This is a genomic window from Bacillus sp. B1-WWTP-T-0.5-Post-4, assembly GCF_009183795.1.
In the GTDB taxonomy this organism is placed as follows: domain Bacteria; phylum Bacillota; class Bacilli; order Bacillales; family Bacillaceae_G; genus Bacillus_A; species Bacillus_A cereus.
The window spans coordinates 40648-55081 of sequence record NZ_WEIJ01000007.1 but is presented as its reverse complement, the minus strand read 5'-3'; the positions used below and the strand labels follow the sequence as shown (position 1 = coordinate 55081).

Sequence of the window (14434 nt, the reverse complement as noted above, 5' to 3'; positions counted from 1 at the left end):
AAAGAGACGCTAACGTAAGCGTCTCTTTCTTATTATATTTTAACAACTGTTCTTCCTTTTAACTTTCCTTGCAATATAAGTGTAAACTTCTCCTCTAATTCTTCTAATGTACATTCTTCTGTATAAGATAGTAACTCTTTATTTCCCCATTCATTCGCTAAAAGCGTCCACACATCTCTTCTCACATCCACTGGACATTGCACGGAATCTACCCCTAAAAGGCTTAGGCCTCGTAAAATAAATGGATATACTGTTGTTTGTAGTTCCTGGCCTGCCACATTACCGCATGTCGTTACACAACCACCATACTTTACTGTTTTTAAAGCTGTTTCTAACATACGTCCACCTACAGTATCAATAACTCCGGCGTATATCCCTTTTAACATCGGTCTTCCTGATTCATCATTCAATTCCGCGCGATGAATCACTTTTTTCGCTCCTAGACGTAGTAGCATATCTTTCTCTTCCATTTTTCCTGTCGCTCCTACTACGTTAAACCCTAACTTACTTAATATACTAACAGCTACACTGCCTACGCCGCCTGTAGCACCCGTTACTAAAACATCTCCCATACTAGGCTTGATTCCTGCCCCAATAAGCTTATATACCGACAAAGCCGCAGTAAAACCTGCTGTCCCATACATCATACTTTCCTTTAATGACATTCCTTCCGGTAAAGGCACGATCCAAGATGATGGCACGCGAATATATTCTCCGAAACCACCAGAGGTATTCATACCTAAGTCATATCCCGTTACAATAACTTGATCTCCTGCTTTAATGGTAGCATCTTCACTACTCACAACTACTCCTGCAGCATCAATTCCTGGCGTATGAGGATATGTTCTCGTAACACCCTTATTACCAGTAGCTGAAAGAGCATCTTTATAATTTAATGAAGAATAATGAACTTGTATGAATACGTCTCCTTCAGGTAAACTACTTACTTCTCTCTCAACAACTTTTCTTACAAACTGATGATTTTCCTTTTCGTTCACAACGATTGCTCGGAATGATGTATGATTCATTATGCTCTCTCCTTTATCCGTAAAGTTCTTCTTTATTATATAGAAAAACTTAGTAAACCTACTCGTTTCTTCTTGGCTATATTTCAACAAATCTTACTTCTCTATCACTTTCTCACAATACATATTTTCATTTCTACTAAAACAACTTATACTTATTCTACATCTCAAAAATATAATATAGAAAATCTGACTTTTTATAAATATATTGAATTTTTACGAAATGTAAATGTTTTGTAATGTTTTTTTTCGCTAAATTTCATTATAATAAGTGGATATGAGTGTCGTATTTCAATCCAAATGAAGGAGTACAGGAAATGGAGCAAAACCCATCTTTGCAAGAAAATACACGCAATAAACCGAAAAAAAATAAGAAAAAAATAAAAATTATTATAAGCGCTATACTATTCGTTTTATTAATAGGCGGCGGTTATACTTGGTTTTTAGTAAATAAAGCATCTTCTGCTGTTCGAAATGCCGCACACGATTTAGCACGCGGTGATAAATCTGATTTACGTGATAAGGCTGTAAAACCTATTACAAACAATGTCTCTGTTTTAATAATGGGTGTTGATGAAAGCGATGTCCGTGGAAAAGAATATGGTGAAGCTATAAGAACAGACGCGCTTTTACTTGCAACATTTAATAAAGATAGCAAAACTGTTAAACTATTAAGTATCCCACGTGACACATATACTTATATTCCAATAGAAAAGAAAAAAGATAAAATTACACACGCTCATGCATTCGGTTCTGCTAAAAACGGAAAAAATGGTGGACCACAAGCAAGCATTGATGCAGTTGAAAAATTAATGAATGTTCCTGTCGATTATTTTGTAAAATTCAACTTTAAATCATTTATAAAAATCGTCGATGACTTGGGCGGTGTTGAAGTTGATGTACCAGTTGAATTTACTGAGCAAGATAGCAATGATAATGCTGAGGCTATTCACCTAGAAAAAGGTGTTCAAAAGCTAAATGGCGAAGAAGCTCTTGCTCTTGCTAGAACAAGACACATCGATAGTGATGCAATGCGTGGACAACGTCAACAACTCGTTATCGAGGCTATTTTAAAGAAACTAACAAGTGTTGGTTCTGTAACAAAAGTTGGCAACATCATTGATGATATTAACGGCCAATTCGTTACAAACTTAACATTTGATGATATGCTTTCATTCTATAAATATGGATCGGATTCGGAAATTGAGAAATTACAAATCCAAGGTGATGATTGCTATATGGCAAAAGGTGACGATACTTGTAGCAAATCTGCTGGTGGTGGTCGAACTTACTACTACAATCCAGATAAAAAAGAATTAGCTAATGTTACAAATGAACTTCGTACTCATCTTGGGCTACCTGCATATACAAAGTCTGACTCAGACTCTGATTCGAAAAAGACAAAAGAATCTAAGTCTGAAAATTCAAGTGAACGCGAATCAAGTAACAATGAAGTGAAAAATAAGAACAAAAATAGCAGTGAAGATACAAAAACATCGTCTAACGACAATGAATAGTAAAGAAGCCGTACTCTATGGAGGTAGAGTACGGCTTCTTTTTATTTCTTCAGAATTAAAAATCAGAACTTTCTAACTATCTTTTTTAATATTTTTAAATTATAATAAATAGTAGCAATCTATTCCAATTATCAGGGGGCTTATACATATGAAAGCTGCAGTAAAACATAACATCTCAGATTTTAAAGACTACTTAAAATCCAACGATATATACATGGAAGAAAATATAGATGAAAATGATGGCTCTGTTCATTTTTCAGTAGGATTAGAGACTGAAGCTGGCGCAAAGATTCAACTTATCGCTGCTTTCCAAAACGAACATCCTACGGTGGATATATACTGCTTCAATGTTGCTCACGTACCTGATGCAACATCAACAAATGATATTTTACATGTCATCAATGAATTAAATACATCTTATCGCTTTGCAAAATTCACATTAAATAAGCAAAATGCAATTGATATTTCAACATCTCTTGCATTCTCAGAACCAAACTTTAATCCAGCACTTGTCTTTGAACATACGAGAATGCTATATAAATTAGCGAATGACGAATATAAAAACTTAATGAAAGTTATTTGGGCATAAATAAAAGGATGGGCTGCAAGCAGCCCATCCTTTTATTTCGATATCATATCAATCCACATCTTAACAGCAGTGCCGACAATTAAAATCGATAACATATATTGTAGTACTTTTTGATTTATCCTCTTCCCGACTCGCGCTCCAAGTGGCGCAGCAAATATACTTGCAACCGCAATAATTAGAGCTGGAATGATAACTACTTGTCCAGTAATCACTTTTCCAGTCGTAATCCCTACTGAGGAAATAAACGTAATAGCGATAGATGTTGCTATCGTCATGCGCAATGGTAATTTTAAAACAACTAGCATAATAGGAACTAAAAGAAACGCACCTCCAGCTCCAATAATGCCCGAAACACCTCCTACAATAAACGCTAACACACTTGCTAACCATTTATTATACTTAACTGCTCCACTATTATTTTTCTTCGGTACAAACATCATCATAGCTGCAATGGTCGCCAATACTGTATAAACAACATTTACAGCGTGTTCATCTAATAGATTTGCACTAAAACTTCCTATAAAACTTCCTATTAATATACTAGCTCCCATATACACAACTAACATTTTATTCATATCAGTACTTTTCCGATATGCCCAGGCACCTGCAAAAGTTGCAAAGAATACTTGTACTGCTGTAATACCGCTCACTTCATGTGACGTATAGCCAGTAAATCCTAACAATACCGGAATATATAAGATCATCGGATAATTAATAATTGCACCGCCAATTCCAACCATTCCTGATATAAACGATCCTATAAACCCAATTATAAAAAGTAATAATACTCCACTCACCTTACATCCCCCTCCTTCTAAAAAGAAGGTGATTAAATGAATAAGTTTACATTCCCATCCGAAGCATCTGCTAAATATGCCCCTACACCTGCAAACTCTACGCCTTCCATAATCTCTTCCTCTTTTAACCCTAATAAATCTACTGTCATTTGACAAGCTACAAGTTTAATCCCCTGTTCTTTTGCCAAATCAATTAAATCTGGCAAAGGCATTGCATTATGTTTTTTCATAATGCCTTTAATCATCTTTGGTCCCATACCAGCAAAATTCATTTTGGATAACCCCATCTTATCAGCACCGCGTGGCATCATTCTTCCAAATACTTTTTCTATAAATGTTTTCTTTACATTCACATATTCATCTTTCCTTAAAGCATTTAATCCCCAGAAAGTATGAAAAATAGTTACCTCTTGATCATACGCCGCTGCACCATTTGCAATAATATAAGCAGCCATTGCTTTATCGTAATCTCCGCTAAATAAAACGATTGTTGTTTTCTTCTGTTGTTCCATATTGTTCTCCCTCCAATTACCTATAGGGGTATTTTCATTTGTAAAAATTGTTTCTCCCTATTCTACTTTTCCTTCCCAGGCTAACATACCACCTACCACATTGATTACTTGAAAACCGTAACTTTCTAAAAATTGAACAGCTCTTGCACTTCTCCCGCCTGAACGACAAACGATAATATATTCCTGATTTTTATTTAATTCATTCATACGAAACTCTAATAGTCCTAGTGGAATATTACATGCTTCTGGAATTTTCCCTTCAGCTACTTCTTCTACTTCACGTACATCCACAATATTTACCGCTTCTTTACGCAACAATTTTTCTTCTAATTCTTTTGTAGTCATTTCTTTCATTTTAAATTTCCTCCTCACAAACCATTCATACCACCTGAAACGTTTATTACTTGCTGAAACCCTAGTTTTTTCAATACCTTTGCTGCTTGCTTACTTCTCATTCCACTTTGGCAAATAATGATTACTTCCTTATTCTTATCTAATTGATTCGCCTTACTTGCTAGATCATTTAGGGGGATATTTTGAAAGCCTTTCATATGATTCCCTCTATATTCACCTACTGTACGGACATCAATAAAATACTTTCCCTTTTTCCCCACTATACTTTTCAATTCTTTGCCATTTATATTTTGAACACCTTTCACTGGTAAAAATCGTGAAATAACAAACCATGCAGCAAGTACAATGAAAAGTGTACTTAATATTGTGTTCATATAACCAACCTCTCTATATTTACAAAACTATTGCTTCACTACGCCTTCCTAATCCAAAACTTCAGCACATCGCCTTCTTCTTCAAGCTTTACGATGTCATGACCACATTTATTTGCCCACGCTGGAATATCCTTAACTGACCCTTTATCCGTTACATGTATTTCTAACACTTCTCCAGTTTGTAGAGCATCCATTGCTCTCTTTGTTCTTACAATCGGCATTGGACATGCTAAACCTTTCGCATCTAACACTTGTTTTATATTCATCATCAATTCCTCCATTTTTTATTTATTTCATTATTCGTGCACTGCACAACGATTTGGACCAATCTCCATTTCACGCTCTTTATCCACACTTGGGTGAATTTTACCCATATTGGTTTGACGAATTTCTTCATATGCATTTGGCTGAGGTGGTAAGTTTTCTGTTACAACTTTACGGAACTCTCCCTCATCCTCAATATTTAATCCTGCATTATGCTCAAATAAATCTTTTAATTTTGCACTAACAATACCACTTTCGTTCATTTCACTTATTTTTGAATAATGAGCCGGTAACACAACTAAATTTTGAGATAGCTCTTTATATCGGCTATACAAAGTATTACGTAAATCACTTACCCAATCTTCAGCCTTACCAGCAAGATCTGGACGCCCGATTGAATCTACAAATAAAATATCGCCTGATAATAAATAAGAATCATCTACAATGAATGACGTACTTCCAATCGTATGCCCTGGTGAGTATAACGCGTCAATTTCAATTTTTGTACCCCCCACCGTAATAACAGATCCTTCTACAAGTGGTTCATATGAGAAAACGACTTCCTCGGCATCTTTTGGCGGTAACCAATACGTACCACCTACCTTTTCCGCTAACTTACGCCCACCAGAAATATGGTCTGCATGTAAATGTGTATCCATTACATTCGTAATCGTAACAGCATGCTCTTTCGCAAACTCTTCATATGCCTCGACTGTCCTTACCGCATCAATAACTGCTGCTTCACCGTTTGAAACGACCATATAAGATAAACAGCCTTTTCCAAGACGATTAAATTGATATATACTTCCTCCGCCCTGTACATCCCCTACTTTTAACGGCTTCACATATTCACTCCAAGCTTTCATGCCACCAGCTAAATAATAAATATTTTCTAATCCAGCCTCTGTTAATTGCTCTGCCACAAATATAGAAGACCCTTCTTTTGCACATACTACTAAAACATCTTTATCTTTAGGTAATTCACTTACAATATGATCTACACCATCTAACAAGTCAAAATAAGGTCTATTAATAGAAGAAACTTGTTTCCCTTCAATTTTCCAATCTTCATAATCCGCCTCATTACGAACATCTAAAATGAATAACTCTCCGAATAAAACTTTCTCTGCAACATCTTTTGCTTGTAACGGTTTAACATTCATCTTATTACCCCCGTAGGTATATTTTTATTCAAAAAAATTTATTTCTCTATATTCCCTTGCCACTCTAACATGCCTGGAATGACATTTTTCACATTTGCATAACCTTTCTCTTTCAACATGTGGCAAGCTACATCACTACGGTTACCAGTTCGACAAACAACATAAATTTGCTTCGTCTTATCTAATACTGCGCTGTCTAATTCACCTAATGGCATCGAAATGGCGGATGGAATATGGCCAAAAGCAAATTCCGCTGCTTCGCGAACATCTAATACAATGCTCTCTTCTCCATGAGACAATATAGACTGTAATTCTGCATTCGTAATTGTATGAGGATATTTCACAACTTCATTCACTTCATGCTCGTTTGCTTTCCTAACATAATGCACCAATACATCACCCTCGTGTTTCGTCCCTATATATTGATGTCCTACTTTATCCGCCCAACTTTTTATATCTACCGTAGATCCTTTATCTGTTGCCTTAACTTCAATCACTTGCCCTGGTGCTAATCCTTCTATCGCCTTCTTCGTTTTCACAATCGGCATCGGACAAGCCAACCCTTTACAATCTAAACTCATATCCACTTTTATACTCATAATCGATTCCTCCACAATTCATATACATATACCTGTAGGGGTATATTAAAATGTTTTTGAAAATCTGTCAACAATTATGTTTGACAGATTATCGGCTTTTTACAAGTAATTGAACAGCTTCTTTAATTAACTCTTCATTTGAACCATTACCACTTTCAAACTGTTCACGCAAACATTGCTCTAAATTCGTTCCAACAACGAGCCCAATTGTACGATCAAGGGCAGAACGAGATGCCGTTAACTGTGTAATAACTTCTCGGCAATCCTTTCCTTCTTCCATCATACGAAGCACACCACGAACTTGACCTTCAATACGTTTCAATCTATTTTTCATATCTTGATTATATTCCATCCTATAATCACCTCATTACCATTATGTCACTATTTATAACCTATGACAATATATTATACCCTATAGGGTATTTTGTAAACCCCTATTTTAAATTTTCACCTTATATGTTCGCAAAACAAAAAATAAAACCTTAATCTATAAGTTTTTATCTTCCACTAAATCTTGAAGTAGCAGATGAAAAATATCAATATACAACACGTTCTGGCAGTACTGGCCCATACAATTTAAAACCACCATCTACATTCTTTACCTTATATCCTTTTTCCATTAACATGCGCGCTGCAACATACCCTCTCATACCAAGTTGACAATTGATATATATTTCTTTGTCCATTGGCACTTCATCCAATCGATCACGTAATTCATCTAACGGAATATTAATAGAGCCTTTAATCATTCCTTGTTTTAGTTCATTGGGCTCCCGAACATCTATAAGATATCCACCATTGTCAACAATGTGATCTATTTCATGCCATTGTACCGTTTCCACAAAACCATCTACTATATTACTTGCGGCATACCCCACCATGTTTACTGGATCTTTTGCAGAAGAATACGGCGGGGCATATGATAATTCTAAATCCGGTAAATCGATTACAGTTAAGTTTGCCTTCATTGCCGTCGCGATAACATCTATACGCTTATCTACCCCGTCACGCCCTAAAGCCTGTGCTCCGTAAATTTTTCCGCTTTCTTTATTAAAGATTAATTTTATTAGTACTGGCGTAGCATTCGGATAGTATCCTGCATGCGAATTTGCCTGTACATGTACTACCTCATAGGGTATATTTAATCGTTTTAATATTTTCTCATTTACCCCAGTCGAAGCAACTGTTAAATCAAAAACTTTAGCCACAGAAGTTCCCATTGTACCTTTATATAAAGAATCTGTATGGCCATGAATAATATCTGCTAACATGCGACCTTGACGATTAGCGGGCCACGCTAAAGGAATCATCGTTTCTGTTTCTGTAACAAAATCTTTCACTTCAATCGCATCACCAATTGCATATACATATGGGTCAGATGTTTGAAATTTCTCATTTACCTTTATCGTTCCTCTAACTCCCAATGCTAATCCTGCATCTTTCGCTAAACTACTCTCTGGTTGTACACCAATTGCTAAAATAATCATATCTGTTTTTATAACTGAGCCACTTTTTAAACGTACAACAGTCCCATTCTCTTCTAACGCATCTACACCATCTTCAAAAACAAGCTCAACATTGTGCACCTTCATATGCTCATGTACATATGCCGCCATTTCGTAATCAATTGGTGGCATCACTTGATTTGCCATCTCTACAAGAGTAACCTCAATCCCGCGTTCTCTTAAATTCTCAACCATTTCCACTCCAATAAATCCTCCACCAATAACCGTCGCATGACGTGGTTTCTTCTCATCAATATACGCTTTTATACGATCTGTATCAGGTACATTTCGTAACGTAAACAACGCCTTCGCTTCTTCAATGCCCGGAATAGGTGGAACAATTGGTTTCGCCCCTGGTGAAAGAATCAAAACATCATATTCCTCGTTATATGTTTCATTTGTAGTTACATTCTTTATCGTAATTGTTTTCTCTTCTTTATTAATCTTTACAACTTCACTCAATACACGTATATCTAAATTAAAACGTTTTGACATCCTTTCAACAGTTTGTACTAATAACTTTTGTCTTTCTGTAATGACACCGCCAATATAATATGGCAATCCACAGTTTGCGAACGAAATGTATTCACCGCGTTCAACCATAATAATTTCATCTTCCTCACTTAAACGACGAAGCCTTGCAGCTACTGATGCCCCGCCAGCAACTCCGCCTACTACAACAATTTTTCTAGACATATTTCGAACCTCCATATTATTTAATTTTCTCATGCATCACACAGAAAAACCTATACCTGTATGGGTATATGATAGAGTATGAAAAATTTAATTTCAATCAATATGTCTTTCTTTCACAAATTTGAAACAAAAAAAGAACTTAGATATTTCCAAGTTCTTTACGAATGAATCAATCCATCGTTCTATTGTCATACTTCCTATAATCTCTTTGTAAAACTATACTCCATGTTCCCGCCTAGGGCTGCCGCTGTATCACCAGTTTCTCTAAAATCATGTGTATATATTTTTTCAAATGAACCGAAATCTACTTGCTTATAAAATTCAAAACAAGGGAATCCATCATGCTCCCCTTGAATATCAATACTACCATCTTGTTTCACACATACATTTAATACATAATCCACAGGAGGTGCGTATACATTTAATGGATTACTTGCACTCGCACTCATTTTGAATTGCACACCTTCAGAATTCCATGTGATATCAGTGCACACAATATTTTCTGTACTTGCTTTCCCTGTTCTTTTACTCACAGAACCATCTGGACTTGTAATCTTCTCGGTCGTAATACCCGTGTTCGCATATGAAAACACTTCTTCTTTATAGAAATCAACTACTACCTCTTGCTCAACTCTAGAGCGCATCGCATTTACCGCATACGGTGTGAATTCACGTGAATCACCTTCGAATTGAATTACTTTTCCTGTTTCCATATCCTTCTTAGCCTCAGTCCAAGACATTGGAATAAATACACTGGCTCTAATTTTCACGATATTAGTCATAAGAAACACCTCTATAATTTTATTTTAGATGCTGAATGCTTATTAAATAAAACAGACCATAATTTCAATCCTAAAACCAATAGATTTCTATTTTACTTTTCTATTTCCTTCTAAAAAATAGCGCTATATTTATGTTTAGACTGTCGTTTTAAAGCTATATTCCATCTCTCCAGCTAGTGCTGCTGGGGTATCATCCGTTTTTCTGAAATCATGTTTGTATATCAATTCAAACGAACCAAAATCTACTTGTTTATAAAATTCATAGCAAGGGAAACCATCATGTACACCTTCAATATTCACAGTACCACTTTCATTAGCTCGTATAGTCAAAAAATAATCAGCTGCAGGTGCTGCTGCGTTTAAAGGATTACTTGCACTTGCTCTCATTTCAAATGAAACTTCATCTTCACTCCATACAATATTTGTACATACAATGTTTTCTGTACTTGTTTCTCCCTTTTGATACTCAATTGAGCCATCTGAATTTGTAATCTTCACGGTGACGATACAAGCATCTGCATATGTGAAAATTTCTCTTTTATAAAAATCAATATTCACTTCTTGTTCTAACCTTGAACGCTTTGTGTTCACAGCTTGTGGTGTAAACTCACGTGCATCTCCAGCATATTCAAACACTCTTCCTGTTGCAGGGTCCTTAATAGGTTCCAGCGATGCATACGGTGCAAATACACTCCCTCTAATTTTCACGATATTAACCATGTGAAACCTCCATTGATTCTATATTATATAAATCATTATTTGTTCTACCGACATAATATAGTCAATTTGATTGACTATATTATGTATAGTACAATAGGTATTACATATAGTCAACTTAATTGACTACAAGCGCGGAGGTTATATACATGGACCAAACATTCAACGAGTTAGATCTTACATCGCTTTTATCATTATCATTTAGCACATTAATCACTGAGCTACATGACAAATTAAGTGAATTAGGATTTGAAGATATTAGGCCAGCACATGGTTTTATGTTCAAACGCATCCTTCCTAATGGGGCAACTGGTATAGAGCTAGCTGAGTATTTGGGGATTTCCAAACAAGCTGTAAGTAAAATGGTGGATTCTCTTGAGAGTAATGGCTACGTTACACGCAAAACACATCCTACTGATAAAAGAGGTAAAATCATCGTTTTAACCGAACGTGGTTTGTCAGTAATGAAAGCAAAAGAAGAAATAGTAGCTGAAATAGAACAGCGATGGATTGAAAACATAGGCACAGAACGAATGCAAATGCTAAAAGAAGATTTAACAACATTCGTTACTAAAGAAAATACAGAGAAATTATCATCAAATATACGACCTGTCTGGTAAACAAAAAACGAATCCATTTTGATTCATATTTTTCAAAATGGATTCATTTTCTACAGATGTATTAAAAATCATTAATTTCTTTAAATTTTATTCTACTGAATATATTTTTTACGCGTTATATAATTCCATAACTCTCTTCACAACCAACTCCGCAGTATTCTCCTCCGGTGGTATCAATAAATTCGTAACCGGTCCATACACAACAGGGCTTAATTCCACTTCATACCCACCATATGAGAATTCTTCCTTCGTTGGTAAATAACCAATATATCCATTCGTATATCCACCAAAGAAAGCTAATTCATTTTGAAGATTCTCTTTCACTTCTAATGCCGTTTCCGAAAAAGGTTCCATCGGTAAACCTGAAAACATACCATCATTAACTTGAAACAACTGCACTTCTAAATCAATACTTAACCGCCGAATACCTTGCTCATATTTCTCTAAAACGATAGCAAGCCATTCATCCGTATTCACGCCCCACTGCTTCTCGGCTAATCGAGCCATGCTTCGTATCTCATCAATTTCAGGAATATCCTTCAACTTCATTTGCATCATACTCGAAACTGTCCTTAAATTTACAATTGAGCTATATGTAACTGTTGGCAACATCATTAATACATGTCCACTAAGTAAATAGGCCATTTGTTTTAACGCTTCACTTGAACCGCGGTACTTCGCATTCACATTTCCAGCGGCACCTTGAACGATAATAACAGGGCAGTTCACTATCTGCTCTAAAATCTCTCTCGTCATTCCAGGATAATCCGCTGATAATTCATCACTATTTCCTTTTAAAACATTCGGATGCGCAGTACAAAATACTAAAATCCCAGATAACTCCTTCGTTTCAGCATCTCTTATTGCTAACATACCAATTCGCTTATCTACAACACCATCTATATTTGTTCCCATCTTCGCTCTTCCATCAGATGTTCTCTCTCTTCGATTTACCCCAATATCACCTGTCGTAACACCCCAGCCAACTTCACATAGCTTCAAATTGTTATTCGCAGTAACAGCACCATGTACTACATTATTTACTAAAATCATTTTATACGACTGCACTAGCGGATCATCACCGACTGTCTCTGGACCGGAATGCGTATGAGTATAAACAACCGTTATTCGCTCAAATGGCACATGAAGCCTACTTGCTACTCGCTCACGAATCATATTCGTATCTTCTACTAACATCCCAATATTATCAATACTTATAAACACAGTTTTCAGTTCATCTTTTTCAAATACAAAAACTGTCCCATAAATACGCTCTTCAATATTATTTATTCCTGTCTCTCTATGATATCCGACAAAATCAATACCTACAGGCGGTGTAATATCAACCTTATATACCCCTACTTTGCTCATTTAAATCACTCCATTTCTCTATGTAACTCCCTTTTTTCAAGAATAGCATATTTAACTTGGTTCCAAATAAAAAGAACGGACACAGTATCCTATGTCCGTTCTTCCCCTCACACATACTTCCGATGCACCATCTTCCCATCATAAGAAAACACAACGCCCTTACTCTCCACAATGGACTCCATATGCACCGTTCTTCCCCATAGCTGATGAAGATATGGTAATACTTTTTCTAAGTATTTTAAATCGAGCTCGATTCCTTCGTAACTATGTTTAATGTATAATTCTCCGTTCTTTAAGTAGTCTCCATCTTCTACTACTAAGTACGGGAACCCACCATTTGTCCGCATATTTACGAGTTGATCACGCACATTCTCCCATTCTTTATCTATTACTTTATATTCTTTTCCTTGGCGCTGGAATAAGTACATATCTTCTCGCATAACAAGATCTTTATTTAAGTAGTTTCTTAGGAACGATACGTCCCATTCAATTTCGCGTACTTCAAACATTTTATCACGGCCAGATCCTGGTTTTACGCCTCGTCGTTTCATTTCTTCTGTTGGATTGTTGTACCGTTCTTCAATATCTTCAAACATTTTAATACCGAGGTAGTATGGATTAATGCTTGTTTTTGATGGCTGTACAACACCCGCATTTAATTTCGCAAATTCAATTGCTTCATCAGATGTTAAGTCCATTTCACGAAGTATGCGTTGATGCCAATAGGACGCCCAGCCTTCGTTCATAATCTTCGTTTCAAGCTGCGGCCAGAAATATAACATTTCTTCACGCATCATCGTTAATATATCACGCTGCCAATCTTCTAGCTCACGGCTATATTCTTCAATAAAGAGGAGCAAGTCTTTCTCTGGTTGCGGTGGGATCTTCTTCTTTTTGCGTATATTGGATCGTTCTCTCTTTTTGTTTCGATCATCTAAATTCCATAGATCATCGTATTGTGATACCTTTTTCTTTTCTACTTCTTCTAAATCATCAATACTCCACGCAAGTTTGGGACGCATGAGCGACGGGTCAATGTGCTCTTGAATGGCAAGTACGGCATCTAAAAATGTTTCTACTTCTTCTTTTCCGTACTTATGCTCATATGCTTTCACCCGTTCAGCTGTCGCTGACATACTTTCTACCATATCTCGCTTCGTATTTGAAAAACGAATATTATTTTTAAAGAAATCACAGTGCGCTAAAACGTGCGCTACAATTAATTTATTTTGAATTAACGAGTTCGTATCTAATAAAAAGGCATAACATGGATCAGAGTTAATAACGAGTTCGTATATTTTACTAAGTCCTAAATCGTATTGTAATTTCATTCTGAAAAATTGTTTTCCAAAACTCCAATGTGAAAACCTTGTCGGCATCCCATATGCACCAAATGTATAAATAATTTCCGCTGGACATATTTCATAACGCATCGGATAAAAATCAAGCCCAAATCCAGTCGCAATTTCCGTAATTTCCGCAATCGCATATTGCAGTGCTTTATCGTCACTTGCTCTCATTATTTTCCCTCCTTACACTTTCCCTTAAG

Annotated in this window: 17 protein-coding genes; 3 read left to right on the top strand and 14 right to left on the bottom strand. The window is 36.0% G+C overall.

Annotated features, from left to right (window positions below; all coding sequences use genetic code 11):
• Positions 1–32 precede the first annotated feature (32 nt).
• Positions 33–1028, bottom strand: coding sequence for a YhdH/YhfP family quinone oxidoreductase (locus GBN91_RS20590; protein ID WP_152122134.1), 996 nt, complete (start codon positions 1026–1028; stop codon positions 33–35).
• A 314-nt stretch (positions 1029–1342) separates the two neighbouring features.
• Between GBN91_RS20590 and GBN91_RS20585 the strand changes: the two genes are divergently transcribed.
• Entirely contained in the window at positions 1343–2542 is a 1200-nt protein-coding gene (locus GBN91_RS20585; protein ID WP_113303571.1) for an LCP family protein, read from the top strand.
• 148 nt (positions 2543–2690) lie between these two features.
• Complete coding sequence (locus GBN91_RS20580) at positions 2691–3131, top strand: hypothetical protein (RefSeq protein WP_000642362.1); 441 nt, start codon at positions 2691–2693, stop codon at positions 3129–3131.
• Between the two features lie 32 nt (positions 3132–3163).
• Here the strand turns inward: GBN91_RS20580 and GBN91_RS20575 are convergent, their stop codons facing one another.
• The 11 genes from GBN91_RS20575 to GBN91_RS20525 all read right to left on the bottom strand — a co-directional run bounded on the left by GBN91_RS20575 (position 3164) and on the right by GBN91_RS20525 (position 10897).
• On the bottom strand, positions 3164–3928 hold the full coding sequence (locus tag GBN91_RS20575; protein ID WP_152122132.1) for a sulfite exporter TauE/SafE family protein: 765 nt from the start codon (positions 3926–3928) through the stop codon (positions 3164–3166).
• A 32-nt stretch (positions 3929–3960) separates the two neighbouring features.
• The gene (locus GBN91_RS20570; protein WP_000437746.1) at positions 3961–4440 is read right to left on the bottom strand and encodes a DsrE/DsrF/DrsH-like family protein; all 480 of its coding nucleotides are present in this window, start codon (positions 4438–4440) and stop codon (positions 3961–3963) included.
• 57 nt (positions 4441–4497) lie between these two features.
• Positions 4498–4794, bottom strand: coding sequence for a rhodanese-like domain-containing protein (locus tag GBN91_RS20565; protein WP_113303569.1), 297 nt, complete (start codon positions 4792–4794; stop codon positions 4498–4500).
• 14 nt (positions 4795–4808) lie between these two features.
• Complete coding sequence (locus GBN91_RS20560) at positions 4809–5168, bottom strand: rhodanese-like domain-containing protein (RefSeq protein WP_113303568.1); 360 nt, start codon at positions 5166–5168, stop codon at positions 4809–4811.
• A gap of 38 nt (positions 5169–5206) precedes the next feature.
• On the bottom strand, positions 5207–5437 hold the full coding sequence (locus GBN91_RS20555; RefSeq protein ID WP_002093886.1) for a sulfurtransferase TusA family protein: 231 nt from the start codon (positions 5435–5437) through the stop codon (positions 5207–5209).
• A 27-nt stretch (positions 5438–5464) separates the two neighbouring features.
• On the bottom strand, positions 5465–6595 hold the full coding sequence (locus GBN91_RS20550) for an MBL fold metallo-hydrolase (RefSeq protein WP_113303567.1): 1131 nt from the start codon (positions 6593–6595) through the stop codon (positions 5465–5467).
• A gap of 38 nt (positions 6596–6633) precedes the next feature.
• Complete coding sequence (locus GBN91_RS20545) at positions 6634–7194, bottom strand: sulfurtransferase TusA family protein (protein ID WP_152122129.1); 561 nt, start codon at positions 7192–7194, stop codon at positions 6634–6636.
• An 88-nt stretch (positions 7195–7282) separates the two neighbouring features.
• Positions 7283–7546: a metal-sensitive transcriptional regulator gene (locus GBN91_RS20540; protein ID WP_000456206.1), complete on the bottom strand. Its 264-nt coding sequence runs from the start codon at positions 7544–7546 to the stop codon at positions 7283–7285.
• Between the two features lie 184 nt (positions 7547–7730).
• Positions 7731–9395: a CoA-disulfide reductase gene (cdr, locus tag GBN91_RS20535; protein ID WP_152122127.1), complete on the bottom strand. Its 1665-nt coding sequence runs from the start codon at positions 9393–9395 to the stop codon at positions 7731–7733.
• A 197-nt stretch (positions 9396–9592) separates the two neighbouring features.
• The gene (locus GBN91_RS20530; RefSeq protein WP_006914827.1) at positions 9593–10177 is read right to left on the bottom strand and encodes a DUF3238 domain-containing protein; all 585 of its coding nucleotides are present in this window, start codon (positions 10175–10177) and stop codon (positions 9593–9595) included.
• A 135-nt stretch (positions 10178–10312) separates the two neighbouring features.
• Positions 10313–10897 carry a DUF3238 domain-containing protein gene (locus GBN91_RS20525; RefSeq protein WP_152122125.1) on the bottom strand — a complete coding sequence of 195 codons (585 nt, stop codon included), beginning with the start codon at positions 10895–10897 and terminating at the stop codon, positions 10313–10315.
• A gap of 146 nt (positions 10898–11043) precedes the next feature.
• Between GBN91_RS20525 and GBN91_RS20520 the strand changes: the two genes are divergently transcribed.
• Positions 11044–11514, top strand: coding sequence for a MarR family winged helix-turn-helix transcriptional regulator (locus tag GBN91_RS20520; RefSeq protein ID WP_065224725.1), 471 nt, complete (start codon positions 11044–11046; stop codon positions 11512–11514).
• Positions 11515–11622: 108 nt separating this feature from the next.
• On the opposite strand, the gene GBN91_RS20515 is transcribed toward GBN91_RS20520, so the two are convergent.
• Positions 11623–12885, bottom strand: a complete 1263-nt coding sequence (locus GBN91_RS20515) for a neutral/alkaline non-lysosomal ceramidase N-terminal domain-containing protein (RefSeq protein ID WP_063535697.1) — start codon at positions 12883–12885, stop codon at positions 11623–11625.
• Positions 12886–12992: 107 nt separating this feature from the next.
• Complete coding sequence (gene spoVR / locus GBN91_RS20510) at positions 12993–14405, bottom strand: stage V sporulation protein SpoVR (RefSeq protein ID WP_001202719.1); 1413 nt, start codon at positions 14403–14405, stop codon at positions 12993–12995.
• Between the last annotated feature and the right edge of the window lie 29 nt (positions 14406–14434).

Bases quoted from the DNA above. Each gene is read 5' to 3' on its own strand.
- cdr (WP_152122127.1), bottom strand. From the start codon at position 9,395: ATGTCTAGAAAAATTGTTGTAGTAGGCGGAGTTGCTGGCGGGGCATCA.
- GBN91_RS20550 (WP_113303567.1), bottom strand. From the start codon at position 6,595: ATGAATGTTAAACCGTTACAAGCAAAAGATGTTGCAGAGAAAGTTTTA.
- spoVR (WP_001202719.1), bottom strand. From the start codon at position 14,405: ATGAGAGCAAGTGACGATAAAGCACTGCAATATGCGATTGCGGAAATT.
- GBN91_RS20560 (WP_113303568.1), bottom strand. From the start codon at position 5,168: ATGAACACAATATTAAGTACACTTTTCATTGTACTTGCTGCATGGTTT.
- GBN91_RS20585 (WP_113303571.1), top strand. From the start codon at position 1,343: ATGGAGCAAAACCCATCTTTGCAAGAAAATACACGCAATAAACCGAAA.
- GBN91_RS20525 (WP_152122125.1), bottom strand. From the start codon at position 10,897: ATGGTTAATATCGTGAAAATTAGAGGGAGTGTATTTGCACCGTATGCA.
- GBN91_RS20580 (WP_000642362.1), top strand. From the start codon at position 2,691: ATGAAAGCTGCAGTAAAACATAACATCTCAGATTTTAAAGACTACTTA.
- GBN91_RS20545 (WP_152122129.1), bottom strand. From the start codon at position 7,194: ATGAGTATAAAAGTGGATATGAGTTTAGATTGTAAAGGGTTGGCTTGT.
- GBN91_RS20540 (WP_000456206.1), bottom strand. From the start codon at position 7,546: ATGGAATATAATCAAGATATGAAAAATAGATTGAAACGTATTGAAGGT.
- GBN91_RS20555 (WP_002093886.1), bottom strand. From the start codon at position 5,437: ATGATGAATATAAAACAAGTGTTAGATGCGAAAGGTTTAGCATGTCCA.
- GBN91_RS20590 (WP_152122134.1), bottom strand. From the start codon at position 1,028: ATGAATCATACATCATTCCGAGCAATCGTTGTGAACGAAAAGGAAAAT.
- GBN91_RS20565 (WP_113303569.1), bottom strand. From the start codon at position 4,794: ATGAAAGAAATGACTACAAAAGAATTAGAAGAAAAATTGTTGCGTAAA.
- GBN91_RS20520 (WP_065224725.1), top strand. From the start codon at position 11,044: ATGGACCAAACATTCAACGAGTTAGATCTTACATCGCTTTTATCATTA.
- GBN91_RS20570 (WP_000437746.1), bottom strand. From the start codon at position 4,440: ATGGAACAACAGAAGAAAACAACAATCGTTTTATTTAGCGGAGATTAC.
- GBN91_RS20515 (WP_063535697.1), bottom strand. From the start codon at position 12,885: ATGAGCAAAGTAGGGGTATATAAGGTTGATATTACACCGCCTGTAGGT.
- GBN91_RS20530 (WP_006914827.1), bottom strand. From the start codon at position 10,177: ATGACTAATATCGTGAAAATTAGAGCCAGTGTATTTATTCCAATGTCT.